This window comes from Mesorhizobium sp. LNHC232B00, from assembly GCF_000502435.1.
GTDB lineage: Bacteria > Pseudomonadota > Alphaproteobacteria > Rhizobiales > Rhizobiaceae > Mesorhizobium > Mesorhizobium opportunistum.
Genome location: NZ_AYWP01000003.1, coordinates 240,493 through 267,408, shown reverse-complemented (window position 1 = coordinate 267,408; position 26,916 = coordinate 240,493). Strand labels below are relative to the sequence as shown.

22 protein-coding genes are annotated in these 26,916 nt (G+C 62.0%); 9 read left to right on the top strand and 13 right to left on the bottom strand.

The window, feature by feature from the left end; all coding sequences use genetic code 11:
- Positions 1 to 2: 2 nt before the first annotated feature.
- Positions 3 to 1,037, bottom strand: a complete 1,035-nt coding sequence (locus X743_RS162940; RefSeq protein WP_023764319.1) for an extracellular solute-binding protein — start codon at positions 1,035 to 1,037, stop codon at positions 3 to 5.
- A 402-nt stretch (positions 1,038 to 1,439) separates the two neighbouring features.
- Entirely contained in the window at positions 1,440 to 2,498 is a 1,059-nt protein-coding gene (locus tag X743_RS162945) for a hypothetical protein (RefSeq protein ID WP_245264162.1), read from the bottom strand.
- A gap of 113 nt (positions 2,499 to 2,611) precedes the next feature.
- On the opposite strand from X743_RS162945, the gene glf reads away from it, so the two are divergent.
- The 3 genes from glf (at position 2,612) to X743_RS162965 (ending at position 6,945) form a co-directional block, all read left to right on the top strand.
- Positions 2,612 to 3,796, top strand: a complete 1,185-nt coding sequence (glf, locus tag X743_RS162950) for a UDP-galactopyranose mutase (RefSeq protein WP_031257485.1) — start codon at positions 2,612 to 2,614, stop codon at positions 3,794 to 3,796.
- Between the two features lie 599 nt (positions 3,797 to 4,395).
- A complete protein-coding gene (locus X743_RS162960; RefSeq protein WP_023764314.1) occupies positions 4,396 to 5,169 on the top strand; it encodes an NAD kinase in 774 nt (257 codons plus the stop codon).
- 192 nt (positions 5,170 to 5,361) lie between these two features.
- Positions 5,362 to 6,945, top strand: a complete 1,584-nt coding sequence (locus tag X743_RS162965) for a DEAD/DEAH box helicase (protein ID WP_031257482.1) — start codon at positions 5,362 to 5,364, stop codon at positions 6,943 to 6,945.
- Between the two features lie 84 nt (positions 6,946 to 7,029).
- On the opposite strand, the gene X743_RS162970 is transcribed toward X743_RS162965, so the two are convergent.
- The 4 genes from X743_RS162970 to X743_RS162985 form a co-directional block, all read right to left on the bottom strand.
- Positions 7,030 to 7,635, bottom strand: coding sequence for a hypothetical protein (locus X743_RS162970; RefSeq protein ID WP_023764312.1), 606 nt, complete (start codon positions 7,633 to 7,635; stop codon positions 7,030 to 7,032).
- 245 nt (positions 7,636 to 7,880) lie between these two features.
- Positions 7,881 to 8,531, bottom strand: a complete 651-nt coding sequence (locus tag X743_RS162975; protein ID WP_023764311.1) for an OmpA family protein — start codon at positions 8,529 to 8,531, stop codon at positions 7,881 to 7,883.
- Positions 8,532 to 8,683: 152 nt separating this feature from the next.
- Positions 8,684 to 9,052: a GFA family protein gene (locus X743_RS162980; RefSeq protein WP_023764310.1), complete on the bottom strand. Its 369-nt coding sequence runs from the start codon at positions 9,050 to 9,052 to the stop codon at positions 8,684 to 8,686.
- A gap of 203 nt (positions 9,053 to 9,255) precedes the next feature.
- Entirely contained in the window at positions 9,256 to 10,146 is an 891-nt protein-coding gene (locus X743_RS162985; RefSeq protein ID WP_023764309.1) for a LysR family transcriptional regulator, read from the bottom strand.
- A gap of 104 nt (positions 10,147 to 10,250) precedes the next feature.
- Between X743_RS162985 and X743_RS162990 the strand changes: the two genes are divergently transcribed.
- Positions 10,251 to 11,120 carry an NmrA/HSCARG family protein gene (locus X743_RS162990; RefSeq protein ID WP_023764308.1) on the top strand — a complete coding sequence of 290 codons (870 nt, stop codon included), beginning with the start codon at positions 10,251 to 10,253 and terminating at the stop codon, positions 11,118 to 11,120.
- A gap of 74 nt (positions 11,121 to 11,194) precedes the next feature.
- Here X743_RS162990 and X743_RS162995 read toward each other — a convergent pair whose 3' ends face one another.
- The 5 genes from X743_RS162995 to X743_RS163015 form a co-directional block, all read right to left on the bottom strand.
- The gene (locus X743_RS162995; RefSeq protein ID WP_023764307.1) at positions 11,195 to 11,572 is read right to left on the bottom strand and encodes a hypothetical protein; all 378 of its coding nucleotides are present in this window, start codon (positions 11,570 to 11,572) and stop codon (positions 11,195 to 11,197) included.
- A gap of 310 nt (positions 11,573 to 11,882) precedes the next feature.
- Positions 11,883 to 12,305 carry a GFA family protein gene (locus tag X743_RS163000; protein WP_023764306.1) on the bottom strand — a complete coding sequence of 141 codons (423 nt, stop codon included), beginning with the start codon at positions 12,303 to 12,305 and terminating at the stop codon, positions 11,883 to 11,885.
- Between the two features lie 34 nt (positions 12,306 to 12,339).
- Positions 12,340 to 13,471 (bottom strand): peptide chain release factor 2 gene (gene prfB / locus X743_RS163005; RefSeq protein WP_150111225.1). Its coding sequence is split into 2 segments (ribosomal slippage): positions 12,340 to 13,404 and positions 13,406 to 13,471, totalling 1,131 coding nucleotides; the frame shifts between segments, so codons are not numbered across the junction.
- 165 nt (positions 13,472 to 13,636) lie between these two features.
- Positions 13,637 to 16,081, bottom strand: coding sequence for a penicillin-binding protein 1A (locus X743_RS163010; protein ID WP_023764304.1), 2,445 nt, complete (start codon positions 16,079 to 16,081; stop codon positions 13,637 to 13,639).
- Positions 16,082 to 16,289: 208 nt separating this feature from the next.
- Positions 16,290 to 17,549, bottom strand: coding sequence for an N-acetylmuramoyl-L-alanine amidase (locus X743_RS163015; RefSeq protein ID WP_023764303.1), 1,260 nt, complete (start codon positions 17,547 to 17,549; stop codon positions 16,290 to 16,292).
- A gap of 652 nt (positions 17,550 to 18,201) precedes the next feature.
- Between X743_RS163015 and X743_RS163020 the strand changes: the two genes are divergently transcribed.
- Positions 18,202 to 21,180, top strand: coding sequence for a ribonuclease E/G (locus X743_RS163020; protein WP_023764302.1), 2,979 nt, complete (start codon positions 18,202 to 18,204; stop codon positions 21,178 to 21,180).
- Between the two features lie 103 nt (positions 21,181 to 21,283).
- On the opposite strand, the gene X743_RS163025 is transcribed toward X743_RS163020, so the two are convergent.
- A complete protein-coding gene (locus tag X743_RS163025) occupies positions 21,284 to 22,267 on the bottom strand; it encodes a glutaminase (protein ID WP_023764301.1) in 984 nt (327 codons plus the stop codon).
- 4 nt (positions 22,268 to 22,271) lie between these two features.
- Positions 22,272 to 23,420: an aminotransferase class I/II-fold pyridoxal phosphate-dependent enzyme gene (locus X743_RS163030; RefSeq protein ID WP_023764300.1), complete on the bottom strand. Its 1,149-nt coding sequence runs from the start codon at positions 23,418 to 23,420 to the stop codon at positions 22,272 to 22,274.
- A gap of 145 nt (positions 23,421 to 23,565) precedes the next feature.
- Here X743_RS163030 and X743_RS163035 point away from each other — a divergent pair, with 145 nt between their 5' ends.
- From X743_RS163035 to accB, 4 genes are all read left to right on the top strand, one after another.
- Positions 23,566 to 24,957, top strand: coding sequence for a M48 family metalloprotease (locus X743_RS163035; protein WP_023764299.1), 1,392 nt, complete (start codon positions 23,566 to 23,568; stop codon positions 24,955 to 24,957).
- 64 nt (positions 24,958 to 25,021) lie between these two features.
- A complete protein-coding gene (locus tag X743_RS163040; protein WP_023764298.1) occupies positions 25,022 to 25,843 on the top strand; it encodes a DsbA family protein in 822 nt (273 codons plus the stop codon).
- A 145-nt stretch (positions 25,844 to 25,988) separates the two neighbouring features.
- A complete protein-coding gene (aroQ, locus tag X743_RS163045) occupies positions 25,989 to 26,423 on the top strand; it encodes a type II 3-dehydroquinate dehydratase (protein WP_013895760.1) in 435 nt (144 codons plus the stop codon).
- Positions 26,424 to 26,449: 26 nt separating this feature from the next.
- Complete coding sequence (accB, locus tag X743_RS163050) at positions 26,450 to 26,908, top strand: acetyl-CoA carboxylase biotin carboxyl carrier protein (RefSeq protein ID WP_013895761.1); 459 nt, start codon at positions 26,450 to 26,452, stop codon at positions 26,906 to 26,908.
- Positions 26,909 to 26,916: the final 8 nt, after the last annotated feature.

Below are 26,916 nucleotides of genomic sequence, written 5' to 3'. Positions count from 1 at the left end.
CGCTACTTCTGCAGGTCGGTCCAGATCTTCGTGTAGAGCGCCTGCACATCCGACGGACAGGCCGGCATGAACTGGCCCTTTGCGGCGAATTCGGCCGGAACGTTGACCTCCGGCGCGTTTTTCATGTCGTCGGGCATGAAGGCTTCCGAACCTTTTATGCCGTTCGCGTAGCGCGCAAAGGCCGAGATCATGGCAGCGTTCTTCGGGTCCATGATGAAATTCTGGAAGAGCTTGGCATTCTCGACATTCTTGGCGTCCTTGAGCACGGCGACATTGTCCATCCAGATCGGAAAGCCTTCCTTGGGATAGCCGTAGACGATTTTGTCGTTCTGCAGTCTCTGCCGCAGCGAAATGCCGTTCCAGTTGACCCCGGCGGCGATGTCGCCCCTGCCGAGGCCGTCGACGGCCGCGTAGTCGAGCGAAAGCCATTTCGCCTTGGCCTCGACCAGCTTGTCGTGGACCTTCTTCAGCACCTGCATGTCGCTGGTGCAGTACTGGCCGCCTTCATAGGCGATGGCGAGGAACATGATGTCCCCCATTTCGGGGACGACATTGATCTTGCCGACCAGCTCGGGCGGCGGGTCGAGGAAGAGCGCCGAGGTGTTGGGGTCGCCGGCATAGACCGACTTGTTCACCGAAATGCCTGTCGTGCCCCACTGCCACGGAACGGTGTATTTGCGACCCGGATCGAAGGGAACGTCTACCCATCTGGGATCGACGTTCTTGAAATTCTCCATCTTGCTGGGATCGGTTTCGAGCAGCAGACCTTCGCTGATCCAGATCGGCACGACGCTGGCCGAGGGCACCACGATGTCGTAGCCGGAAGCGCCCTGGCGGACCTTGGCCAATGCGGTGTCGTTGGAATCGTAGTCGGTGACGGTGACCTTGACCTTGTAGGTCTCCTCGAATTTCTTGATCAGGTCCGGGTTGGTGTAGTTGCCCCAGTTGTAGATGTTGAGTTCGCCATCGGCGCGGGCGATGCCGGTTACGGCGAGCAGCGACAGCCCGACGGTTGCCGCGGTCAATTTCCAGTTCATGCGAGTGCTCCCATTGTTGGGACCGGCAGCGTATCGCCTCAGGTCCATTTCCTGCTGATGAACAAGCCTGATGACGCCTTCGCCCCAATTGCGGGCCGGATGGCCGTCACGATATTCCCCTTTTCGCGGCCATTCACCGGCGCATGCCGGCTGGCCAACTCTTAACACCAGGAATAATTATAACTAACCATACAGTCAATATGTTTTCACAAGCTTTGCCACGCGGCCGGCTTCATCGGCGTGCGCGGCCGCTGCCTTCCCGAGCGATTTCCAAAGGGACGTCAGCGACTGGAGGACGGGGGCCGGCTTGCCTTGTGAGACCATGCAAGGCGCCGGCAGGCGCTGCCACGAAGTCCGCGACCCGACGGACCTTGCCTGGACGCCCGACGGCGATGCCAACCTTCAGGTTGTGACGGGTGGAAGCGAGATCGTATAGTGCGGTGGGGTCGACGCCTTCCGGCCTCTCCTCCACTGCTTCAACCGATCTCTCAGGCGGATCGGAGGCTTCTCGTAGATCGGAGGAACAAGGCCAGCGAGTTCATAGTAGCCATCGAGGATGTTGGTACGCAGCAATTGGCGTTCCTGCGGATAGAAGCTGAAATGCGCCACGATCAGGTCACCAAATATCTTGCCCGGCCGGTCCAGTCTGGTGGGCAAGGTCGCCGAAAGCCACTCCTCCTCATCGCCCGACGGCGGATGAAAACTCTCTCCCAGGCTGACGATATCCGATCCGAAAAAGCCGAGTGCGTTGATCGAAAAGCGCGAAAGCCTGATCTCCCTGTCCGGCACGCGGAAGTCATCAAGCCGGTTGGAGCGGACGGCGTCGATGAATACCGGATGAAGCGCCTGTGGAAAGCTGGCATGAGCCCAGGAGAATTCGCATGACGCCTGGCAAGTCAGCGGCCCGTCCACCAGGACCCTGGAAAGCTGCTTGATCAGTGAATTGCAGATGGCGTTGTTGATGATCAGCGGCGCGTACCAGATGGCGGATCCTCTCTCGGCCATGACCCTCGTCATGAACTTTTGAAAGAAGCCATCCTCGACAAAAACCACATCGTCGTCGAGGCGCAGGTAGAAAGCGTCGGCATCATCGCAGAAGCGATAGAAGTCACCGATGACGTTAAACCCGCCATCGGCGTGTGGAAGTTTCTTGATCCGGCATCGCGGGTCGGAGGCGGCCAGCCGTTGAAGGTAGGCGCGATCGGCTTCGTTGCGGCAATTGTCCCACAGGTGCCATTCGTGCACGTCGGGGCTTTTCAAAACGTGATGGCTGAGCAAGCGAAGATATTTCTCGCGCCCTGCCGGAGTCACAACGATCAGCTTCATGAAACGTACAATCCTGTGATGGCGGTGGTGTAGTCGGCCGATTGACCAACGATGACAAATCAGGTGGTCGAATACTGAAGTTTCTTTCAGGCTACAACAAAGCTGATGTAGCTTGCCAAAAATATTTCTGTCCATTCGGACTGCCACCTCGAGTTCCAAACACTTCAACCCCATGTCGTTTTTCGCTTGTGTCGTGAGCGGCGGCAGCGAATAAGGCACGGACTTCAAACGCTGGATGGATCGGCCGAATGGACAAGAACTTGCTGAGCAAAGCCGATATCCTCATCGTCGGCGCGGGATTCTACGGCGCGACGCTCGCCGAGCGTATCGCCACCCAACTCGGCCGGCGGGTCTTGGTGATCGACCGACGCACGCACATCGGCGGCAATGCCTATACCGAGCAGGATCCCGTCACCGGCGTCGAAATCCATCGTTACGGGCCGCATCTGTTCCACACATCCAACGAGGAGGTCTGGAACTATCTGCGGGGTTTCACGGGCTTCACGTCCTATCGCCACCGCGCATTCTCGACCTATCGCGACAAGGTCTATCCGCTGCCGATCAACCTCGCCACGATCTGCCAGTTCTTCGGCAAGCGGCTGAGCCCGGACGAGGCACGCGGCATGATCGCCGAGCAGGCAGCGGAACTCGGCGACCGCCCGCCGGCCAATCTCGAGGAGAAGGCGATCTCCCTTGTCGGCCGTCCCCTCTACGAGGCCTTCATCAAGGGCTACACCGCCAAGCAATGGCAGACGGACCCGCGCGAACTGCCAGCGCAGATCATCGCGCGCCTGCCGGTCCGCTATACGTTCGACGACGGCTATTTCAATGACCGTTTCCAGGGCCAGCCCGTGGATGGCTACACCGCGATCTTTGAAAAGATGCTTGCGCACGAGCTCATCGAAACACGGCTTGGCGTCGACTTCTTCGACATCAAGCCCCTGCTGCCGAAAGACCTGCCGGTCGTCTATACCGGCCCGATCGACCGCTATTTCGACTATTGCGAGGGCGAGCTCGGCTGGCGGACCATCGATATCGATCTCGAGGTGGTGAACACACCGGACCATCAGGGCACGGCGATCATGAACTATGCCGACGAAGCCGTGCCCTACACCCGCGTGGTCGAATTCCGGCATTTCAATCCGGAACGCCAGCACGGAAGCGACAAGACACTCATCGGCCGCGAGTATTCCCGCTTTGCCGGCCGCGCCGACGAACCCTACTATCCAATCGACACACGCAAGGACCAGGCGATCTACCGTCGTTACCTCGAAAGGGCGGCGGCCGAGAAAAACCTGCATCTGGGGGGACGGCTGGGCACCTACAGGTATCTCGACATGCACCAGGCGATCGGCGCGGCCCTCAAGGCCTTCGAAACCGTCTTTGCACCCCATTTCACAGGCAAGCTCGATTCACTTCCGCGATCGGCATGATTTCACGATCGCAACGACTTCACGGTCGGAAATGACTTTACGATCGGAATGAAGGCCGTACGGCTTACAGCTCCGCCCGTTGCGGGCAAGGCATTCCGGCGGCGTCGCCACAGCGAGATGCCGTGGGCACTGGTCTGTTGCTCATTTCTTCCGACTGGCGAACCAGCTCGGCGAAGACCAGCGCAAAGCTTCCCAGGATGACAAAAACGATGATCAGGCGTGCTAACGGCAATGTGTCGGCCTCGTCTGTTAGCGCGCACATCCCCGAACGTCAGGATATTCTCGAGGGATCATGCACACAGATCAAAAGTGCCGCAGCGTCCTTTTGATGTCCCGAGGGATCCGGCAATGCTGCGGGCGCCCCACGCCACCCATGCCGGCTAACATGATCGATCCAGCTTTACGAGAGGTTACGCCCGGCCTTAACCATCACATTCGTTGGTGCCTTGACATCAACCGCGACCGGCCCGCTTCGGCAGGCCGCGGCGTGATCGCTTTGCCGCCGACACAACGGCTCTCTTTGCAGACCTGCCCGCCCCATGCTACCCCCGGCGCTGGCGCGGTCGGAACTGCCGCCAATCGGTCGCGATCGGGAAGCCATGAGCACAGCCGCCAACAGCATCGCCTTCGTCTCGTCCGACACAGCAGACGCCAAGGCGGCGCTGGAAAGCCTGTCGGCGCGCTATGGCCAATGTCCAGTCGCGGATGCCGGGGTTGTCGTTGCCTTGGGCGGCGACGGCTTCCTGTTGCAGACCTTGCGCGACACGATGGGGACGGGAAAGAAGGTCTACGGCATGAACCGTGGCACCATCGGGTTCCTGATGAACGAGTACCGTTCCGGTGGGCTCACCGAGCGCATCGCGGCAGCGGTCGCCGAGACGATCCGCCCGCTGGAGATGCTGGCCGTCACCTCGGAGGGCGAAACGGTCTCGGCTCTGGCGATCAACGAAGTGGCGCTGTGGCGCCAATCCTATCAGACGGCCAAGATTCGCATCAGCATCGATGATCAAATACGGCTTGAAGAGCTGAATTGCGATGGCGTCATGATTGCGACGCCGGCCGGATCCACGGCCTACAATCTCTCCGCGCACGGCCCGATCCTGCCGCTCGATGCGCCACTTCTGGCGCTGACCCCGGTCAGCCCGTTCCGTCCGCGCCGCTGGCGCGGTGCATTGCTCTCCAACAAGGCGACCGTGCGCTTCGACATTCTGGAGCCGGAAAAGCGGCCGGTGAACGCCGCCGCCGACCATACGGAAGTCAAGGCGGTGACCTCCGTGACGGTGCGGGAGTCGCCGACGGCGACGGCGACCTTGCTGTTTGATCCCAACCACTCCTGGAACGAGCGCATCCTGGCCGAACAGTTCCGGTATTGAGCCGGCACAGACACAAGCAGCCGGATTAAGCATCGCGATTAAGGTTACGACTTCACAATCGCGCCAATCCCGCCCGTTTCTGTTGACAAATCGCGGGCTTGCGCCTAATCGCAATACCAATCTTGCAGGCGCGTGGCGCTTGCCGCGACGAACAACGTTGCGCTTCCCCGAACCAGCCAAAGACAGCAACACTTGTCCTCAGACACCACGACCGCTCAAGAAGCGTTGACTTTTTCAGACCTCGGCCTGTCGCCGAAGGTGCTTTCCGCAGTTACCGATGCCGGCTACACGCAGCCGACTCCGATCCAGGCCGGCGCCATTCCGCACGCCTTGCTCGGCAAGGACGTGCTGGGCATTGCCCAGACCGGCACCGGCAAGACGGCCTCCTTCGTGCTGCCGATGCTGACCCGGCTGGAAAAGGGCCGCGCGCGTGCCCGCATGCCGCGCACACTGATCCTGGAACCGACGCGTGAGCTTGCCGCGCAGGTCGAGGAAAACTTCATCAAGTACGGCAAGAATCACAAGCTCAACATCGCGCTCCTGATCGGCGGCGTGTCGTTCGACGAACAGGACAAGAAGCTGGAGCGTGGCGCCGACGTGCTGATCGCGACGCCCGGCCGCCTGCTCGACCACCGCGAGCGCGGCAAGCTCTTGCTCAACGGCGTCGAAATCCTCGTCATCGACGAGGCCGACCGCATGCTCGACATGGGCTTTATCCCCGATATCGAACGCATCTGCGAGATGATCCCGTTCACCCGGCAGACGCTGTTCTTTTCGGCGACGATGCCGCCGGAAATCACCAAGCTTACCGAAAAATTCCTGCACGCGCCGGTGCGCGTCGAGGTCTCCAAGGCTGCGTCGGCCGCGACCAACATCATCCAGCGGCTGGTCAAGTCGGGCTCGAAACCCTGGGACAAGCGCGAGACGCTTCGCAACCTGATCAAGGCTGAAGATGCCGAGCTGAAGAACGCCATCATCTTCTGCAACCGCAAGGTCGAGGTGTCGGAACTGTTCCGATCGCTGCTGAAGTATGATTTCGACGCCGGTGCGCTGCATGGCGACATGGACCAGCGTGCCCGCATGCAGATGCTGGCCAATTTCCGCGATGGCAAGCTGCGCTACCTCGTCGCTTCGGATGTTGCCGCGCGCGGCCTCGACATCCCCGATGTCAGCCACGTCTTCAACTATGACGTGCCGATCCATGCCGAGGACTATGTCCACCGCATCGGCCGTACCGGCCGCGCCGGGCGCTCGGGCAAGTCCTTCACCATCGCGACCAAGTCCGACACCAAGTATATCGACGCCATCGAGCGGCTGATCGGCACCAAGATCGAGTGGCACGACGGCGATCTGTCGACGGTGGTCGCCAGCGAAGGCGAGGACGACGCGCCGCGCCGTGGCAAAGGCGCGCCGCGCCGTGCCGGCCGCAAGGATGACGACCGCAAGGACAGGGGCGAGCGCAAGAAGGGCGGCGAACGTCGCGCCAGACACAGCGAGGAAGACGCCCCGGCCGTGGCTGCCCAGCAGTCCGATGCGACAGAGACGCCGGCCGCCGACGTTGTCGAACGGCGCGCGCGCAAAGATGCAATCCGTTCGGAAAACACCGAGCGTAAATCCTCCGATCGCAATGAGCGCGCACCGGAGCGCGGTGATACCAGGCCGCAGCGCGGCGACAACAACCGCCCTGGCCGTCAACGCCATCAGGAAGACAATGACGCTACCGTCGGCTTCGGCGACGACATGCCGGCCTTCATGCGAATCGTCGCCAAGGTCTGATTCCCGGGCGGGCAAGCCAGCGATCCGGCTTGCCCTCGGTAGACGCACAGATGGATGTCGACAAGCCTCGGCTTGGCGTGCCTGTTACATCGGGCCGGGCATCATCTTGGTCGGTTTCTCCAGCATCGGAAACTCGGCCTTGTTGCATTTCACCTTCGGGTTCGTCGGACTGAACATGCCGTTCGGATTGTCGTTCAGCCAGGCGTGAAGGTCGTAGTGGACGAATTCCCTCGGGATGAGCGGATAGTGCCCCTCCATCGGGCCCATGAAGGTCTGGCCAAACAGCTTCGGCGGCGCTTTGACGTCCGGCGTCAGCGGCACCAGCCATTCCACACCGACCAACTTCAGGCCTTTCTTGGTCGGCTCGTAGATGAGGACGTTGGGCTTCATCGGGTCGAGTTTCTGTCCGACACTCGGGACATTGACGAAATGGATGCCCATGGCGCCCTTCGGGTAGTCCATCGAGCCCGCTATCTTTTCTCCGCTGTAGTAGACGCAGCCGACCGTCGACAGATAGAGGTCGCGGACGGCGGCGGTGTAATCCTCATATTTGGCGAGCGATTTTTTCAAGGCATCTATGTCGGCCTTGTTGGCGTCCTCGGCCGTCGCCGCAGCGAGGCCCAGCCATAAAGTCGCAATGCCTGTCAAAGCAAGGACGCCGCAGCGCCCAAGGGTGGCTGTTCTTGTCATGCATTCCTCCCAGACTTCTGATCTGGCCGTGCAAGACCGAGGCGGAAAATGCTGATTGCGCGGCCGATTGTACCGCCTCATCCCCTCCGGAACAGGAATAACAATATTCCTTTCCATGGTCGCGGGAAAGAAATTTATTAGAAATTGCTAAAATATAGAGCGCACCCCCGCTCAAGCAAAACGGCTCCCCGTGGGAGCCGTTTCGTAGTGGCTTGCCGAACAGGTCGGGGCGCTTGCCGGACAGATCAGGTGAGCGGCGAAAGCTGTATCTCGACGCGACGGTTCTGGGCGCGGCCCTCGGACGTCGCATTGGAAGCGACCGGACGCGTCTTGCCGAAGCCGGTGACGGCAAAGCGGCGCTGATCGACGCCCTGGCCAGACAGATAATTGGCGACCGCCAGCGCACGACGCTGGGACAGATCGAAATTGTGCTGGTCGCCACCGGTCGAATCGGTGTGGCCGAAAACGTCGACCGTGGTCTGCTTGAACTTCTTCAGCACCAGCGCAACCGAGTTCAGCACCTGGTAGAAGCCCGGCTTCACCGCATCCTGATCCGAATTGAAGGTGATATCGGACGGCATGTTGAGGATGATCTGGTCACCGCTGCGGGTGACGCTGACGCCGGTGCCCTCGAGTTGCCGACGCAACTCCGCTTCGTTCTGATCCATCGTGGCGCCGATGGCGCCGCCGGCCAGCGCGCCGATGCCGGCGCCGATCAGCGCATTGCGACGGTCATTGCCGCCAGCAAGGAGACCCAGGCTGGCACCCGCCAGGGCACCAAGACCGGCACCCGCGGCCGTGTTGGAAATCTTCTGGTCGCCCGTATATGGATCTGTGGTGGTGCAGGCGCTCACGAGCAAAGCCGTCGCCACGACGACGAGCACGGTCTTCTTCATAGATGGTCCCTCTCCAAGTCGCGCCTTTTCGACGGCGCCAAATCAGCCCTTGCCGCGACTTGTACCATGAAATGCGGCGAAAAGCGGAACGGGAAAATCGACCGCAACGGCTTTTCCCCGGAGCCGGTCAGGGAGCGAGCCGTGTTGGCCGGCTACCATAGATTCTTGCCGTCAATGACCACCACTTCGACCTTGTCGAGATCGAAATCATCGAACAGCCGTGAATTGACGCTGATCTTTGGATTGTCGAAATCCGGCTCGCCGGTGGACCAGTCCGGTGTTTCGGTGAAAGTGCCGCAGCCGCAGATGGCGCAAAACCCATGTTTTACGGTTTTCGATCCCCACTGATAGAAGGAAACCTTGTTCGGCGGCGTGATGAGCTTGAACTGCGACGGGATGTAGTAGGCCCACAGCGAACCGCGCTTCGAGCAGAACGAACAGGTGCATTGCGTCACCGTTTGTGGGGCCTGCGAGACCTCGAACATCGTCGCCTTGCAGTGGCAGCTTCCCTTGATGATCATGAAACATCACCTCTCCGTTGTCCGCCGCCCCTGCAACAGGGCACCATAAAGAAGCGATGCTGACAACTGTCCGTCAGCATCGCTTGTGCCCGATCGAGCCGAGCGGCGCTCGTCTGGGTTCCGTGTCAACGTGCATAGGGGATAGGCTATAGAGCAGAAGCTGGCATATGACGCGGGTCTAAGGCTGAAAGCGGCCTCGGCCTTCACCTGCCGATATAGGCGGCCAGTTCGTCCGGCGTCCCATTTGGGAAAGCCTGTTTCAGGAAGTCCAAGAACGCCGATACGCGCGCACTGAGCAGCCGCCGAGATGGGTAGAGCGCCCATAGCGAGATCTCGGGGCCGTCGATATCCCCCCAATTCACCAGTGTGCCGTCAGCCAAATCGTGGGCCACCAAAGAAATGGGAAGCCGTCCCGCACCGACGCCGGCTCGCACCGCATCCCGGACCATGATGAGCGTTGACAGAGCGAGGACAGGCTCGACTGTAATCGTCGAGCGGGCAGCTTGTGTCTTCACGTGCCATGTTTGCCGATCGCCTGGGCCGCGGGCAACGCCAGGAGCGGCGAGTCCATCTGTCGTGCGAGGAAGGCCGGGGCTTGCCACCACGACCAGACGGTCGCGCAGAAACGCCCGTCCGACCAGGCTTTCGTCGGGATCTGGATTGACTCGAATTGCCAGGTCATAGCCTTCCTCGATCATGTCCACATACCGATCCTCGGTCGTGATCTCGAGCCTAACCTCCGGATACTTAACGGCAAATCCCGCGGCAATCCTGCCCATTGCGGTCTGAGAAAAATGGAGAGGTGCGCTGATCCGTAATCTGCCCTTGGGTCTCTGAGCGCCCGAGGCAATCGCCGCCGCCGTCTCGTCCAGTTCGGCAAGCAACGTCCCCGTCCGCTCGAAGAGGGCTCGTCCTTCCTCGGTCAGCTTCAAGTCACGCGCACCTCGTTCAAACAGGCGCAGATCAAGACTGCTTTCCAACTCTCCAACGCGCCGGGACAGCGTTGCCTTGGGCCGGCCGGTGGCCCTTGCCGCCTTGCCGAAGCCAGCATGACGGGCAACGAGATTGAAATCCGCGAGGGCAAGAAGATCCATGGAGTGTTCCACCAGTGAGACGATGCGTCTAAATTTTCCGCCTGTTGGACGCTTTGTGAGCCACGCATATGGGAGGCGTCAAGCACCCCAACAGGAGAAATTCCATGACCATTCTCGTTACCGGCGCCACGGGCAACATTGGCCGCCAAGTCGTCGACCACCTCGTCAAGCGCGGCGCCGATGTCCGTGCCCTCGTCCGCGATCCGTCGAAAGCCAGCTTCCCGGCAGGCGTATCCGTCGTGCAGGGCGACTTCCTCGATGTCGATTCGCTGCGCAAAGCCATGTCTGGAGTTTCCACTCTGTTCCTCTTGAACGCCGTGGTACCGGACGAGTTCACCCAAGCCTTGGTCGCGCTGAACGTCGCCCGATCGGCCGGCATCGAGCGGATCGTCTATCTGTCGGTGATCCACGCTGACGTCTATGTGAACGTGCCGCACTTCGCCGGCAAGTTCGGCGTCGAGCGGATGATCGAGCAGATGGACTTCAAGGCCACGATCTTGCGCCCGGCCTACTTCATCCAGAACGATCTGATGGTCGAAGACACCATCACCGGCTACGGCACCTACCCAATGCCGATCGGCGCGAAGGGTCTTGCCATGATCGACGCCCGTGATATCGCCGAAATCGCCGCCCTTGAGCTGTTGCGCCGTGAACAGTCCGCGGAGCCGCTTGCGCTGGAGCGGATCAACCTCGTCGGTCCGCAGACACTGACCGGGACGGATATCGCCGCAATCTGGTCAGACGTGCTCGCCCGTCCGGTCAACTATAGCGGCGACAACACAGAGGGCTTCGAGCAAAATCTCAAGCAGTTCTTGCCTGCCTGGATGGCCTACGACATGCGTTTGATGGGCGAGCGCTTCTTCACCGACGGGATGCTGCCGGAAGCCGGCGACGTCGAGCGCCTGACCGCGCTTCTGGGCCGCCCACTACGCCCATATCGCGACTTCGCCTCGGCACTCGCGGCTTCCGCCTGAGGCAACAGCGTCACAGGCCAGCCATTACAACCAGGGTGGAACGATGGCCGGTCTTCCGATGCATTTGTCACAACCTAAAAAGAGCGCGGCGGGACGAACAGGCAGATCGTCCTGCCGGCATCGAGACCGCCTTGATGAGCGCACCAGTGAAACTCGCCGTCAGGGCTGTCCTTGATGCGCTTGTCTGTCATGGGAACGACCTCGCCGGTGCCGGCGATCACATAGCCTTCGGGTTTCTCCAGCACTTCCCCGGTGTGTGTGGCACGACAATCATAGTTGGCACAGCAAGCGAATGGATAACTCCAGCCTTGCGGCTTTGCCGCCGTGGGCTCGGCGTCATGGGCAAAGGCAGCTGGCGTAAGTATCGCGAGCGCACCGATGGCGAGCAGGGAAAACATAAGTCGGCCAGCCGGTTGAACGGCTCTGGCCGATCGGAATGTGGCAGCAGACATGGAAACGTTCCTTTCAAACGAGCATCAAGCGTTTCGCTTGCCCGTTCCCGGAACGTGTCTTCCCAGTGGCCGGATCGTCAGGTCGCAGATATGCCGCGTCCGGCCATAAATGCTTTTTCTCTCCCAGCCTTTGGATGCTGGGCTGATTCCTTGGCAGGCGCAAGAAGTTGCTGCTATCGGCGATATCGCCGCGCAGGCGCCAACCCTCTGCCATTGCTGACGAGATTCAGGCCAGGTCCCCTCCCGGCATACGAGTTTCGAATAACGGGCGAGCATCGAAATAACGGCGATTGCCCGAATCGGTTCCAGCCTATCGAGCGTCGGAGCCGGCGATCACGTGCTCTTGATATTGCGGCAGGTCGTCTGTGATGTCGAACCAGGCCGCCTTGGAGCCGACGAAAATGTGCGCGGTCGGACGAATGGAAGGATCGTCGACAAGGGTTCCCATCGGCACATGGAAAAAGGCTCCTTCGCGTACGAGCGAATAGAGCAATGAGCCGCACAGTCGGCAATGGGCGTCATGAGCGCCGCTTTGATCGCCGAAGATCAGGAGCCTGTCCTTGCCCTCGACCAAGGCAAGCTTGTCTCGCTCGATCCCGGCAAAAGGTTTGAAGGCCGAACCGGTGGTCCGCCGGCAATTCGAGCAGTGGCAGTTGGCCGCGTAGACGAATTCGTCGGCGACGTCGTAGCGCACTGCTCCGCAGAGGCATTTTCCCGAGAGCCTGCGTGCCATCGTCGGTTCAGCTCCGTCGTTCAAGCGGCTGCTTTTAGTCCAGGTCCGCCACCACTTCACCCGCACCGCCCTCGATGCGTTGCGACAGCGAAGCCTCCATGAAATCGTCGAGGTCGCCATCGAGCACACTGGAAGGGCTGGTGCTTTCGACACCGGTACGAAGGTCCTTCACCAGCTGATAGGGCTGCAGCACATACGAGCGGATCTGGTGGCCCCAGCCGATATCGCTCTTGGACGCTTCGGTCGCGTTGGCAACGGCTTCGCGCTTCTTCAGCTCCTCCTCGTAGAGGCGCGAGCGCAGCATCTCCCAAGCCTTGGCCTTGTTCTTGTGCTGCGAACGCTCGGCCTGGCAGGCAACCGCGATACCCGTGGCGATATGGGTGATGCGCACGGCCGAATCGGTGGTGTTGACGTGCTGGCCGCCCGAACCCGACGAGCGATAGGTGTCGATGCGAACGTCGGATTCGGACACGTCGATCTCGATCGTGTCGTCGATGACCGGATAGACCCAGACGCTGGCGAAGGAGGTGTGCCGGCGCGCATTGCTGTCATAGGGCGAGATGCGCACCAGGCGATGGACGCCCGATTCCGTCTTCAGCCAGCCATAGGCATTGTGGCCCTTGATCAGCAAAGTCGCGGACTTGATGCCTGCTTCTTCGCCGTCATGCACTTCCAGCACCTCGACCTTGAAGCGGCGGCGCTCGGCCCAGCGCGTGTACATACGCAGCAGCATCGAGGCCCAGTCCTGGCTTTCGGTGCCGCCGGCGCCGGCGTGGACTTCGAGATAGGTGTCGTTGGCGTCGGCTTCGCCCGACAGCAGTGTCTCGACCTGGCGGGCTTTCGCCTCGCCCTGCATGGAGCGAAGCGCGGCCTCGGCCTCGGCGATGACGCCTTCGTCGCCCTCTTCCTCGCCGAGCTCGATCAGGCCGATATTGTCCTCCAGCGCCTGCGTCAGGCCCTTGACCGATGCAATGCCTTCCTCGAGGCCCTGGCGCTCGCGCATCAGCTTCTGCGCCTCCAGCGGTTCGTTCCAGAGGCTGGCGTCCTCGGCTCGAACGTTCAGGTATTCAAGCCGCTTGATGGCCTGATCCCAGTCAAAGATGCCTCCTCAGCAGGGTTATCGCCTGCCTGATCTCGTCGACAATATTCTGCGTTTCCGCGCGCATGGCCTGGTATTTTGTCCTGTTGCTGAAGTGACACTTCGGTCGGCGCGATACATAGGGACGGTGCCGCCATGTGTAAAGCGAACATGTGTAAAGCGGACATGTGCAAAGCCAAATGGCCGGCCCCAAGGTCAGCCCCCAAGGCCAGCCGTGCCGACGACCGGACCGTTAGTAGAGTCCGCCGCCGCCGTCCTGGATGGCCTGGTTGGCCTGTGGCGACAAGGTGCCGCCGGAGGCATTGGAGCCGTCGGCGCCCATGCCGATCACCCAATAGCTGTCGGCGGGGCCGGTGCCCGGCTTGAAGGCCTCGACGATGGTGCCCGGATCACCCGATGCCGCCCTCATGCCGGTCTTGCGGTTGATGGCAACCAGGTTCATGCCATCGGGAACCTTGAAGTCGACATTCGGCGTGCCGTCCAGCGCCACGCGCATGAAATCCTTGAAGATCGGGGCCGCGAGACCGCCGCCGGTGGCGCCATGGCCAAGGCCGCGCGGCGTGTCGTAGCCCATGTAGAGGCCGACCACGAGGTTCGGCGTGTAGCCGATGAACCAGGCGTCCTTTTCGTCGTTGGTGGTGCCGGTCTTGCCGGCGATGTGGCGGCCGAGCTCACCGATGGTGGCGCCAGTGCCGCGCTGGACGACGCCTTCCATCATCGAGGTGATCTGGTAGGCGGTCATCGGATCGAGAACCTGCTCGGAATTGTCGACCAGTTCCGGCTCCGGCTGGTTCTTCCATTCAGGCGCGTTGCAGCTTTCACAGCCACGTTCATCCTGCTTGAACACCGTCTTGCCGTAGCGATCCTGGATGCGGTCGATCAGCGACGGTTTGATCGACTTGCCGCCATTGGCCATGATCGAATAGGCCGAAACCATGCGCATGACGGTGGTCTCGCCAGAGCCAAGCGCCATCGGCAGATACGGCGCCAGATGATCGTAGACGCCGAAGCGCTCGGCATATTCGACGACGAGCTTCATGCCCATGTCGTTGGCAAGCCGCACGGTCATCAGGTTGCGCGACTTCTCGATGCCGGAGCGCAGCGTCGCCGGACCGGCGACGGTGCCGTCATAGTTCTTCGGCGTCCAGGTCGTATTGCCGCTCTGGATGGTGATAGGCCCGTCCATGATCACCGAGGCCGGCGTGTAGCCATTGTCGAGCGCGGCCGAATAGACGATCGGCTTGAATGAGGAGCCCGGCTGACGCATCGCCTGGGTGGCGCGGTTGAATTCCGACTGCGAATAAGAGAAGCCGCCGACCATGGCCAGTACGCGGCCGGTGTGCGGATCCATGGCGATCAGGCCACCCTCCACCTCGGGAACCTGGCGCAGGCTGTAGGTGTTGTCGGAGCCTTCGTTCTTCTGCACGAAAATGACGTCGCCTGGCTTCAGCACGTCGGCCGGTGACTTGGCCCGGACTGTCTTGCCATCGACCAAATGGCGCATGGCGAAACCCATGTCGTCCTTGCTGACGGTGCCTTCGACGCGCTCCTTGACGATCTCGCCCGACGCCTGGCGTGCGGGCTGCAGGCCGATCGACAACCCAGTCGCCGAACTGTCGAGCACAACGGCAAGCGACCATTCGGGAACGTCCTCCAGCCCCTTGACGGCGCCCAGCGAGGTGCCCCAGTCGCCGGACACGTCGATTGTCTTCACCGGCCCGCGATAGCCGCGCAGCGTGTCGTATTTCATCAAACCGTTCTGCATCGCCTTGCGGGCAATGAGCTGGACCTTCGGGTCGAGGGTGGTGCGAATGGACAGCCCGCCCTCATAGAGCGCGTTCTCGCCGTAACGGGCGATGATCTGCCGACGAACCTCTTCCGTGAAATACTCGCCGGCGAAAAGATAGGAACCGGTGCGGCGCGGGGCAACGCCAAGCGGTTCGGCCTTCGCTTTCGCACCCTCTTCAGGAGTCACGTAACCGTTCTCGACCATCTGGCCGATGACCCAGTTTCGCCGCTCAAGCGCCCGATCGGCATGTTTGAAGGGATTGTAGTTGGCTGGGCCTTTCGGCAGCGATGCCAGATAAGCGGCCTCGGCCACGGTCAATTCGTTCACCGACTTGTCGAAATAGGTCAGCGCGGCGCCGGCGACACCGTAGGCGTTGAAGCCAAAGAAAATCTCATTGAGATAGAGTTCAAGGATGCGATCCTTGGAATAGGCCTGTTCGATGCGAAACGAAAGGATGGCCTCCTTGACCTTGCGTTCCAGGGAGCGCTCGTTGGTGAGGAGGAAGTTCTTGGCAACCTGTTGGGTGATCGTCGAACCGCCCTGCATCGGTCCACCCGAAACGTAAGTGAGCGCCGCCCGGCCCAATCCCGTTATGTCCACGCCAGGGTGGTTGTAGAAATTCTTATCCTCGGCGGACAGGAAGGCAGCCTTGACGCGATCCGGGATCGCCTGAATCGGCAAATACAGGCGCCGTTCGCGCGCATATTCCGCCATCAGAGAGCCATCCGAGGCATGGATGCGGGTGGTCACCGGCGGTTCATATTTAGCCAGCACTTCGTAGTCAGGCAGATCCTTTGCCACATGGCCGATGTAAATCGCAACGCCCGCCGCGACCAGGAGGGCCAGCGTCGTGCCGATGCCGAAGAAATAGCCAATGAGACGAATCATACCCGCTCCAGTCCTTGGTTCGGGGATTTCCTAAACGAAGCCGCCTTCCGCGCAAGCTTTCGTGCCGGGCCCAAACCGTAATCGAAAACCCATGTCGCCGCCATGTGGACAAAATACGGCAAGGCGTTGTTTCGTGGCCGCGTGCTGGAAATAAACGCACCGGGTGTTGTCATACAGCAACGCCGCCTTGTAGGCGTGGCCAGGCATGTCAGCCTCCGGTTCCGGCTCCGGCACGGGCGGAAGCAAAAAGCGCGACGGCGTTGGTGATGCTTTGCGCGGCTTTGTCGCGCCAATCGGCGTCGAGCAGCTGCGCCTCGTCCTTGGCATTCGATAGATAGCCGAGTTCGACCAGCACCGATGGCACGTCTGGCGCCTTCAGCACCTTGAACCCAGCGGAACGCTGCGGATTGTTGATAAGACCGACGCTGGTCGAAAGCTGGCCGACCAATGTGTGGGCGAAACTCATCGAAAAGGTGTGCGTCTCGCGGCGGATCAGGTCGATCAGGATGTCCGTCACCTCCTTCTTATCGTCCTTGATCACCATGCCGGCGAACTGGTCGGAGAGATTTTCACGGTCGGCCAGAGCCTGCGCCTCGGGATCCGACGCCTTGTCGGAAACCGTATAGACGGTGGCGCCGCGGATGCCCTTGACGCTGATGGTGTCGGCGTGGATCGAAATCAGCAGATCGGCCTCATGCTGCCGCGCAATGCGGACTCGGTCGTCCAGGCGCAAATATTCATCGGTGTCGCGGGTCATGAAGACATCGTATTTGCCGGCTGCGGCGAGCTTGTCGCGCAATTCCGTGGCGAAGGCGAGCGTGACGTCCTTCTCGATGGTGCCGTTCAAGCCCTCGGCACCGCCGTCGACGCCGCCGTGGCCGGGATCGATGACGACCGTGAAGCGGTGCCCGGGATTGGAGACCGGCCCGGTGCCGACCCGCCCGCCCTTGTCGGTCGAAACCGTGGAGCCGGTGGTCAGCGCCTGGTTGGCAAGGGCTGCATCGAACTCGCGCGCGGAGGCCGCCGACATATCGATGGCTATGCGGTAGCCGGTTCCGTCCTCGTCCTTGAGTACATCGAGCCTATCGACGGCGAACGGCCCCTTGCCGGTGAGGATCAGCCGCGAAACGCCGTCGCCGAGTTCGCCCAGGCGCACGCCCCTGACCAGGCCGCGCGGCTTCAGATCTTTGGCGTCGATGGCCAGCTTGGTGTTCGCTAGGTCGATGACCAGACGATTGGGGCCACGCAGCAGGAACCATTTGATGTCAGGCTCGCGATCGAATTCCATGACGATGCGCATCTTGGTGGCATCGCCCGCCATCTTGTAGCCTTTCGCCACCAGCGGTGCATCGGCGGCATTGCCGAGGGAGGAAAAGGTGGAACAAACCACCAGCAGCACGAGACAGAAGGCGCCGAGTATCCGGCCGCCGACACGACATCCCTTGTCTGCGAGGTCTGCCAGTCCCATCTCTCTTCCAGTCGCTCCCGGTTTGGCGCCCGGCGCCCGCTCGTTTCGTCGAAGTGCCGGTTAGGCCGCGAAGTCGATTAACGATTGGTATCCAGAGAAGGTTAACCAAGCCTTTTCATGCAGGGCTGGAGCCCAGGTTTACGCTACGGAACTGCTTTTTGCCGGCATCGGAAATCGGGGTTGCCTTCCACCCCGCCAAATCATAAAAGCGATAGTGGATCACTGCAATCCTGGAACCGCCCTCCTCCGCAGCTTCCTGCTACAGGGTCAGATGAAAGGCGGCTCCTTTCGCTTCACGCGAAAAGGCTTCAGGTGATCGCGACGAATTTCGCAGGTGTGCGCCCGTGGCGGGGGAATCGCCTGCGTGAGGAAAACGGCCGGGTTTGTTCCCGCGCCGGCTCTGTACGAGCAAACAAGCTGGTCCGGTTTCCGGGCTTTGGTTCAAAGGTTCTGCTGGTGACGATGGCTTCAAGCGCAATCATGGAAAGGTCCGCATCAAACCGCGCCAATATGGCAGCGGGCGGCACCGCCATGACACGCAGGCAGCGTCCGGCGGACGTTCAATTATCCGGCACCCATATTCATCCAGACACACAGCAGCGGGCTTTGCCCCGCCAGCTGCGGCTGACGGCTGCCGGGGGGAAACGAAATAATGCCCAACAAAATGCTGATAGACGCCTCCCACCCGGAGGAAACACGAGTTGTCGTCGTACGCGGTAACCGCATCGAAGAATTCGACTTTGAATCCCAGGACAAGAAGCAGCTCAAAGGAAACATCTACCTCGCCCGCGTAACGCGGGTCGAACCTTCCCTTCAAGCAGCCTTTGTCGAATATGGCGGCAACCGTCACGGTTTTCTCGCCTTCAGTGAAATACATCCCGACTACTACCAGATCCCGGTCGCCGACCGTCAGGCACTGCTGCGCGCGGAAGCGCAGGAAGCCGAAGACGAGGAGAACGAGGATAGCGAAGGCGAGGATCGCCAGAGCCGCGATCGCGGCCGGCGCGGACGCCGGCGCGGCGGCAAGAGCCGCGACCGCGGCGAGCACCCGCGCGACGCAGGCGGAGCCGAATCCGGCGACGCAAACGAAGCCGCTGGCGAGGCAAGTGAAAATGGCGACAATGGCGCCGATGCCGTCGCCGAGGACACCTCCAACGTTTCCGAGACCGTCGAACACGCGGCGGATACGTCGGCGGATGCCGATGCATCCTCGCATGACGAGGCTTCTGCAGAGCAGGAGGAAAGCGAAACCCGCGAAGGTGGCCCCACCTCGATCGCCGCCTCCGTCGAAGCTGATGTGATTTCCGAGCCCGTCTCGCAGGCGGACCAAGGCAGCGACGCCACCTCCGCCGACAATGATCGCGGCATGCTCGAAGAGGTGTCGTCCTCGCATCCGGACGATCATGAGATCGAATCGGTCGGTGCCGAGGATGCGCTGGAAGAAGTGCGCAACCGCCGCAAGCCGGTGCGCCGCCAGTACAAGATCCAGGAAGTGATCAAGCGCCGGCAGATCCTTTTGGTGCAGGTCGTCAAGGAAGAGCGCGGCAACAAGGGCGCCGCACTCACCACCTATCTGTCGCTTGCTGGTCGCTATTCCGTGCTGATGCCGAACACGGCGCGCGGCGGCGGCATTTCCCGCAAGATCACCAGCGCGGTCGACCGCAAGCGCCTCAAGGAGGTCGTTGCCGATCTCGAAGTGCCGCAAGGCATGGGCGTCATCCTGCGCACCGCCGGCGAAAGCCGCACCAAGGCCGAAATCAAGCGCGACTACGAATATCTGATGCGGCTTTGGGAGAACGTGCGCAACCTCACGCTCCAGTCCACCGCCCCTGCCCTCGTCTATGAGGAAGGCAGCCTGATCAAGCGCTCGGTGCGCGACCTCTACAACAAGGATATCGACGAGATTCTCGTCTCCGGCGACGAAGGCTACCGCGAGGCCAAGGACTTCATGCGCATGCTGATGCCGAGCCACGCCAAGGTGGTTCAGCCGTTCCGCGACACAACGCCGATCTTCGTGCGCAACGGCATCGAGGCGCAGCTCGACCGTATGCTGCAGCCGCAAGTGACGCTGAAGAGCGGCGGCTACATCATCATCAACCAGACCGAAGCGCTGGTCGCCATTGACGTCAATTCGGGCCGCTCCACCAAGGAGCACTCGATCGAGGACACCGCGCTCCACACCAATCTGGAAGCGGCCGAGGAAGTCGCGCGTCAGCTCCGGCTGCGCGACCTTGCCGGCCTGATCGTCATCGACTTCATCGACATGGAGGAGAACCGCAACAACCGCTCCGTCGAAAAGCGGTTGAAGGATCACCTCAAGAACGACCGTGCGCGCATCCAGGTCGGCCGCATCTCGCATTTCGGCCTGATGGAAATGTCGCGCCAGCGCATCCGCGCCAGCGTGCTGGAATCGACCATGAAGCCCTGCCCGCATTGCGGCGGCACCGGCCATGTGCGCTCCGATTCGTCGGTCGCGCTGATGGTGGTGAGGGCGATCGAGGAATTCCTGCTCAAGGATTCGCGCAGCCACATCACGGTGCGCACGCCGTCGGCTACCGCACTCTACGTGCTCAACCACAAGCGCGGCACGCTGGTGGAACTCGAAAGCCGCTTCGGCCTGACCATCACCATCGAGGCCGACGATGCGGTTGGCGCCCAGCACTATGCGATCTTCCGCGGCGCGCTGGCCGAAAAGCCGGAAGGCTTTGTCGAGGCGCGCAGCCTGCCGGCCTATGTCGAGCCGGAAGAACCCGAGGACGAGATCGTCATCGAGGAAGACGAGGAAGCACCGGCCCAGGCCGAGCAGCCAAGGCACGCCCAGCCATCGCAGCACCAGCAGCCCAGGTCGGGTGAGCCAAGGTCGGGTGAGCCAAGGTCGGGTGAGCCGAGATCGGGCGAGGACGGCGAAGGCCGCGACCGCAAGCGCCGCAAACGCCGCAGACGGCGCGGCGGCAAGGATCGCGACCGCGAACATGGCGCCCCGACGGACGGCTCGTCCATCTCCGCACCGGCCGGCGATTTCGCCGAATCGGCACATGAGGCGGACAATGACGACACCGAAACGGACGATGCCGCAGCGATCTCTGCCAGCGCGTCCGACGAAGCGTTGCAGGCTTCCGATGACAGCCAGGGCAAGAAGCGCCGACGCGGCAAGCGCGGCGGCAAGCGCAATCGCCGCGAGGACGGTGAAGGCGAGGCCGAGGCCGAGGCCGGCGAAGCCGCCGACGCCTCAGTGGTCGATGCCGCTGAAGCTGAGACGGTAGCGAGTGAAGCCGTAGCAGTTGAAGAAGCTGCGGCTTCTGCACCGGCGAACGACGACGCCCCAGCCGAAAAGCCGAAGAAGAAGCGCGCTTCAAGAGCAAAGAAGGCCGCGGCCGAAGTCCCCGCCGAGGCGGTGACCGAGGCAGCTCCGGAAGTTGCCGTCGAGCCCGCTCCTGTGGCCGATGCGACCCTCGTTGCCGAGCCGTCCATTGCCGAAGAGGAGCCGGCGAAGGCCCGCCCGTCGCGGCGCAAGGCGGTCGCTGCGGATACTCCGGTCGTGCCGGTGGTCTCTTCGAGCGTCGCCGATGAGGCCAAGACCGAAGAAAAGCCGAAGCGTGCCGGCTGGTGGCAGCGGAAGGGCTTTTTCTAAGCTTTTCAGCTAGTTGAGCTGATGTTCTGACAAGAAAATCCCGCGCGATCGAAAAGATGGCGCGGGATTTTTCATATCCGGCGTTCCGATAGGGCGGGAAACGCTACGGCGCGAAGATCGACCAGTTCATCATCCTGGCCAGCTTTTCCAGTGCGATCGAACCGAGCTTGGAGTTGCCGTTGGCATTGAGGCCGGGGGACCAGACGGCAAGTGAGGCGACACCCGGCACGATGCCCAATATGCCACCGCCGACGCCGCTCTTGCCGGGAATGCCGACGCGGAAGGCAAAATCGCCGGAGCCGTCATAATGGCCGCAGGTCAGCATCATGGCGCCGATGCGCCGCGCCCGCTCGGCCGAAACCACGGAATGCCCCGTCGCCGGGTTCTTGCCGCCATTGGCGAGGAAGCGGCCGGCCATCGCCAGTTGCCGACAGTTCATGGCGATGGCGCAGTGATGGAAATAGACGCCTAGCGCAAGCTCCGGTGCATGATGGAGGTTGCCGAAGGATTTCATATAGTTGGCGAGCGCAAAGTTGCGGTAGCCGGTGGCGCGCTCGGAGGCCGCCACCTCGCGGTCGATGATGATGGTCTCGTCGTCGGCCAGGAACTGTATGAAACGCAGGATCTCGCCAATCGCCTCGCGCGGCTGGTGGCCGGCAAGCAGGATGTCGGAAATGACGATGGCGCCGGCATTGATGAACGGATTGCGCGGAATGCCGTTCTCGTGCTCGAGCTGCACGATGGAGTTGAACGGATTGCCGGACGGCTCGCGCCCCACCCGCTTCCACAGCGCATCGCCGACATTGCCGAGCGCCAGGGTCAAGGTGAAGACCTTGGAGATGCTCTGGATCGAGAACGGCTGGTCGGCATCTCCCGCCACCAGCACGCGGCCGTCATTGGTGACGGCGGCAATGCCGAATTTCCTCGGATCGACCTTGCCCAGCTGGGGAATGTAGGTCGCGACGTCGCCGCGATCGGTGCGCTCGGCCATTTCGGCGGCGACCTCGGCCAATGCCTGATCAAGTTTGGGGACCTGATCAAGTTTGGGGGCCTGATCAAGTTTGGGGGCCTGTTCGAGTTCCGGCATGGCGCTACCTCAACCAGCGTTCGATGCGCGCCATGGCCTCGACCATGTCGTCATGGCTGCCGGCATAGGAAAACCGCATCGTGCGGTGCCCCGCCTGGGTATCGAAGTCGCGGCCAGGCGTCGCCGCCACATGGGCTTCCGCCAGCATCTTGCGCGCGAATGCCATGCTGTCGTTGCTGTGCCGGGTGACATCGCAAAAGGCATAGAAGGCACCATCCATGGGCGCCGCCAGCGGAAAGCCGAGTTCGGGCAAACGCTTCATCAGCAGCTCGCGATTCCAGGCATAGCGGCCCTTGACCGCCTCCAGTTCCTCCCTCGCGGCAAAGGCCTCGATCGCGGCGATCTGCGACAGCTCCGGTGGCGAGATGTAGAGGCTCTGGGCGATGCGCTCGACCGGCCGTACCAGCTCCTCGGGCAGCACCATCCAGCCGATGCGCCAGCCGGTCATGCAATAATATTTCGAGAATGAGTTGATCACCGTCACGCTGTCCCCGAAGGCGAGCGCCGTGGTGTCGGGGGCGCCGTAGGCCAGACGGTGGTAGATCTCGTCGGAAATGACGGCGATGCCGAGCGCTTCCGCCGTGCTGACCAGCGCCGACAGTTCGTCGGCCGGAATGACAGCGCCGGTCGGATTGGCCGGACTTGCAAACAGGACGCCCTTCAGCGGCTTCTGGCGATGCGCGGCCTCCAGATGGCCGGCATGCAGGTAGGCCGCCTCGCCGAGCTCGATCTCGACGACATCGATGCCGAGCGCCGCCATGATGTTGCGATAGGCGGGGTAACCGGGTGCTGCGATGGCGACGCGGTCGCCCGGATCGAACATCGCCAGGAAGGCGAGATTGAAGGCCGCCGACGATCCGGTGGTTACCGCGATCCGCCCCGGCTCGACATCGAGCCCGTAGTGATCGGCGTAATGCCGGGCGATCGCCTTGCGCAGACCGGCCAGACCCAGCGCGTCGGTGTAGCCGATGTGGCCTTCCTGCAGGGCCTTGGCCGCCGCGGCGCGAACCTTTGCAGGCGCCGGATCGGATGGCTGGCCGACCGCCATGGAGATCACCGGCACGCCCTGGGCTTTCAGCCGGTTGGCTTCAGCCAGTACATCCATGGCGTGGAACGGCTCGACATTGCCACGGCGTGAGAGCGAAACGACCATTTTATCTATCCCGACGGTTGAGCACGGCATGCCCTGGACGCATGCGCCGCACAAATGCCCGATTGGTGTGAGGATCACAAGTTGAGGAAGTTTTTCCGGTGCCGACTTTTCATCTTTCGCCCGCTCGTCTACCAGTGGACACGTCATGTTGAGCCGACCCAGATCGACAATTGCAGAGGTAGCGCGCGTTTTCGCGACACTTTCGCTCGGCCTCGCCGTCGCGGTGGCGAGTTCGGTCACCGCCTTTGCCCAGTCCGTGCCGGTGGTGCGCGACGCCGAGATCGAGGCTTTGGTCCGCGACTATGCGCGGCCGATCTTCAGGGCGGCCGGGCTGGCGAATGACGGCATCGACATCGTCCTGGTCAACGATTCCAGCTTCAACGCCTTCGTTACCGGACGCCGGCTGTTCATCAACACCGGCGCGCTGATGATGGCTGAAACGCCGAACGAGATCATTGGCGTCATCGCCCACGAGGCCGGCCACATCGCTGGCGGCCACCAGCAGAAACTGCGCGACCAGCTCGAACGCGCCAAGACGATGGCCATCATCGCCACTTTGCTCGGCGCCGGCGCCATGGTTGCCGGCGCCACCACCAACAGCCGCGGCCTTGCCGGCGCCGGCATGGGCGTGGCAGCTGGCGGCGGCGAGATGGCGCAGCGCAGCATCCTCGCCTATCAGCGCACCGAAGAGACGACCGCCGACCGCTCGGCGATCACCTATCTCAACGCCACCGGCCAGTCCGGCATGGGTATGCTGAAGACCTTCGCCCGCTTCCAGAGCGCGCTGTCCTTGTCCGGCACGCAGGTCGATCCCTATCGTATCAGCCACCCGATGCCGCAGGAGCGCATCGCCAATCTCGAAGTGTTGGTCAAACAGAGTCCCAATGTCGGCAAGGTCGATCCGCCGGCGCTGCAGCAGCGCCACGACATGATGCGGGTCAAGATTGCCGTCTACATGGAAGGCCAGGCGGCTGGCTCACGGCTGATGCGAAAGATGCAAGGGACGCTGGCCGGGCTATATGGCGACGCCCAGTCGACTTACCTTTACGGCAATATCGCGGCAGCGCTCGCCAAGACCAACGCCCTGATCAAGGCGCAGCCCAGGAATGCCTACTTCCAGGAGTTGCGTGGCGACATACTGATGAAGGCGAACAACCCCAAGGATGCGGCGGAAGCCTATGCCAAGGCGGTCAGCCTCGATTCGGCACGCTCCGGCTTGCTGCCGGTCTCGCTTGGACAGGCGCTGATGGCCATCGGCACACCCGATTCGCTCAAGAAAGCTGTCGCGCAGATCAACAATGGTTTGGGGCGCGACAAGGAAAATTCCATCGGATATCGCTATCTGGCGCAGGCCTATGGCGAGTTGGGGGACATACCGGGCGCCGAGCTCGCCACTGCCGAAGGTCATTTCTATTCCGGTAACTACAAGGATGCGAAGATATTCGCCATGCGGGCGCAGCAGCAGATGAAGCGCGGCGAGCCGCGCTGGATTCGCGCCCAGGACATCATAAACTACAAATCATCAGGCAAGATCTAGTGAACCCTCCGGCCATGCGCTGCGACATAGCCAGACCGAGAAACAGGCAAAAGGAACGAGAACAATGAAAAAGGCACTGCTGCTGGGCACCACGGGAATCGCTGTAGCCCTTGCGATGCTCGCTTTCGGTTTCGTCGCCGGCAACCCGCAGATCGCCAAGGCCGGCACGGCCCAGCCTGTCCAGACGGCCGAGCCTGTCCAGATGGCGCGCGCCGACACCAAGATCGACCGCGCCGAGGTCGAAGGCATCATCCGCGACTACCTCTTGAAGAACCCCGAGGTGCTGCTCGAAGTGCAAGATGCGCTCGAGGCCAAACAGAAGGAAGAGCAGCGCATCGCCCATCTCGGCGTCATCAAGAACGCCAAGGACCAAATCTTCAACTCCGCCTTCGACGGCGTCGTCGGCAACCCGAACGGCAAGGTGACGATCGTCGAGTTCTACGACTACAATTGCGGCTTCTGCAAACGCGCCATCGAAGACATGCGGGCGCTGACCAAGACCGATCCGGACCTGCGCTTCGTGCTCAAGGAATTCCCGATTCTTGGCCCGGATTCGCAGAAGGCGAGCGTCGTCTCGATGGCGTTCCACCTGATGATGCCGGAAAAGTACGGCGAGTTCCACAATGCGCTGCTTGGTGGCCAGGGACGCGCCACGGAGGCGGCCGCGATCAAGATCGCGCTTTCGCTCGGCGCCGACGAGGCGACGTTGCGCGAGAAGATGAAGGATCCGTCGATCCCCGAAGCCTTCTCCAAGACCTACGATCTCGCCAACAAGCTGTCGATCACCGGGACGCCGTCCTATGTCGTCGGCAACGAGGTCGTGTTCGGGGCTCTCGGACAGGATGTGCTGGCGGAGAAGATCGAGGCGGCGAAAGCCGGGCTTTGATCCGCCGCCGATTTTCATCACGGGTGCATTTCGGCCTGTTGTGGACAGTGAAAGAACGCACTTGCGCTCTTTCCGCGGGCGACTATGCCCGGTATAGAGGCCCAGCGAACCGGCTTGATGCCGGCGCCGAAAAAGGTCGGCTTTTTTGAAAACGGTTTTCGTCCTGAACGGTCCCAATCTCAACGCGCTCGGCAAGCGCGAGCCGGGCATCTATGGCGGCAAGACCCTTGCCGCGATCGCCGACGACTGCAAGCAGGCGGGCGCGTCGCTTGGGATCGAGATCGATTTCCGCCAGTCGAACCACGAGGGCGACCTCGTCGACTGGATCCAGGAAGCCGGCGACAAGGCTGCAGGCATCGTCATCAATCCAGGTGCCTACAGCCACACCTCGATCGCGATCCACGACGCCATCCGCTCGGTCGCGCCGCTGCCGGTCGCCGAAGTTCATCTTTCCAACATCCACGCGCGGGAACCATTCCGCCATGTCTCCATGGTCGCGCCGGTCGCCGTCGGCATGATCTGTGGCTTTGGGCCGCTCGGCTACACGCTGGCGCTGCAGGCGCTGGCCGCGCGCCTATGACCGGCCCACAAACAGAAGGCTCGAAAATGTCGATAAAGAAGACCGGTGTTGACCAGCAGCTGATCCGCGATCTGGCGGGCATACTGAACGACACCAACCTGACCGAGATCGAGGTTGAACTGGGCGACCTGAAGGTGCGCGTGTCGCGGCAGGCACCCGCCGTCCACGCGATTGCGGCCCCCCAACCCGCCTATGCGCCAGCGGCAGCCGCTCTGCCCGTGGCCTCGGCCCCGGCGGCCGCGGATGTGTCGAAGAACGCAGTGGCTTCACCGATGGTCGGCACCGCCTATCTGGCGCCCTCACCGGACGCCAAGCCGTTCATCGAGATCGGCCAGAAGGTCAAGGAAGGCCAGACGCTGCTGATCATCGAAGCGATGAAGACGATGAACCAGATCCCCTCGCCGCGCGCCGGCACGGTAACGGCGATCCTGTTCGAGGACGCGACGCCGGTCGAATACGGCATGCCGCTTGTCGTGATCGAGTAGAGCGGGCC

Excerpts from the sequence above, each read along its gene's own strand:
- X743_RS163010 (WP_023764304.1), bottom strand. The coding sequence starts at position 16,081 with ATGATTCGTCTCATTGGCTATTTCTTCGGCATCGGCACGACGCTGGCC.
- glf (WP_031257485.1), top strand. The coding sequence starts at position 2,612 with ATGGACAAGAACTTGCTGAGCAAAGCCGATATCCTCATCGTCGGCGCG.
- accB (WP_013895761.1), top strand. The coding sequence starts at position 26,450 with ATGTCGATAAAGAAGACCGGTGTTGACCAGCAGCTGATCCGCGATCTG.
- X743_RS163025 (WP_023764301.1), bottom strand. The coding sequence starts at position 22,267 with ATGCCGGAACTCGAACAGGCCCCCAAACTTGATCAGGCCCCCAAACTT.
- X743_RS163040 (WP_023764298.1), top strand. The coding sequence starts at position 25,022 with ATGAAAAAGGCACTGCTGCTGGGCACCACGGGAATCGCTGTAGCCCTT.
- X743_RS162995 (WP_023764307.1), bottom strand. The coding sequence starts at position 11,572 with ATGTCTGCTGCCACATTCCGATCGGCCAGAGCCGTTCAACCGGCTGGC.
- X743_RS162945 (WP_245264162.1), bottom strand. The coding sequence starts at position 2,498 with ATGGACAGAAATATTTTTGGCAAGCTACATCAGCTTTGTTGTAGCCTG.
- X743_RS162980 (WP_023764310.1), bottom strand. The coding sequence starts at position 9,052 with ATGATCATCAAGGGAAGCTGCCACTGCAAGGCGACGATGTTCGAGGTC.
- X743_RS163015 (WP_023764303.1), bottom strand. The coding sequence starts at position 17,549 with ATGGGACTGGCAGACCTCGCAGACAAGGGATGTCGTGTCGGCGGCCGG.
- X743_RS163000 (WP_023764306.1), bottom strand. The coding sequence starts at position 12,305 with ATGGCACGCAGGCTCTCGGGAAAATGCCTCTGCGGAGCAGTGCGCTAC.
- X743_RS163030 (WP_023764300.1), bottom strand. The coding sequence starts at position 23,420 with ATGGTCGTTTCGCTCTCACGCCGTGGCAATGTCGAGCCGTTCCACGCC.
- X743_RS162960 (WP_023764314.1), top strand. The coding sequence starts at position 4,396 with ATGAGCACAGCCGCCAACAGCATCGCCTTCGTCTCGTCCGACACAGCA.
- X743_RS162985 (WP_023764309.1), bottom strand. The coding sequence starts at position 10,146 with ATGGATCTTCTTGCCCTCGCGGATTTCAATCTCGTTGCCCGTCATGCT.
- X743_RS162970 (WP_023764312.1), bottom strand. The coding sequence starts at position 7,635 with ATGACAAGAACAGCCACCCTTGGGCGCTGCGGCGTCCTTGCTTTGACA.
- X743_RS162940 (WP_023764319.1), bottom strand. The coding sequence starts at position 1,037 with ATGAACTGGAAATTGACCGCGGCAACCGTCGGGCTGTCGCTGCTCGCC.
- X743_RS163035 (WP_023764299.1), top strand. The coding sequence starts at position 23,566 with ATGTTGAGCCGACCCAGATCGACAATTGCAGAGGTAGCGCGCGTTTTC.
- X743_RS162990 (WP_023764308.1), top strand. The coding sequence starts at position 10,251 with ATGACCATTCTCGTTACCGGCGCCACGGGCAACATTGGCCGCCAAGTC.
- X743_RS163020 (WP_023764302.1), top strand. The coding sequence starts at position 18,202 with ATGCCCAACAAAATGCTGATAGACGCCTCCCACCCGGAGGAAACACGA.
- X743_RS162975 (WP_023764311.1), bottom strand. The coding sequence starts at position 8,531 with ATGAAGAAGACCGTGCTCGTCGTCGTGGCGACGGCTTTGCTCGTGAGC.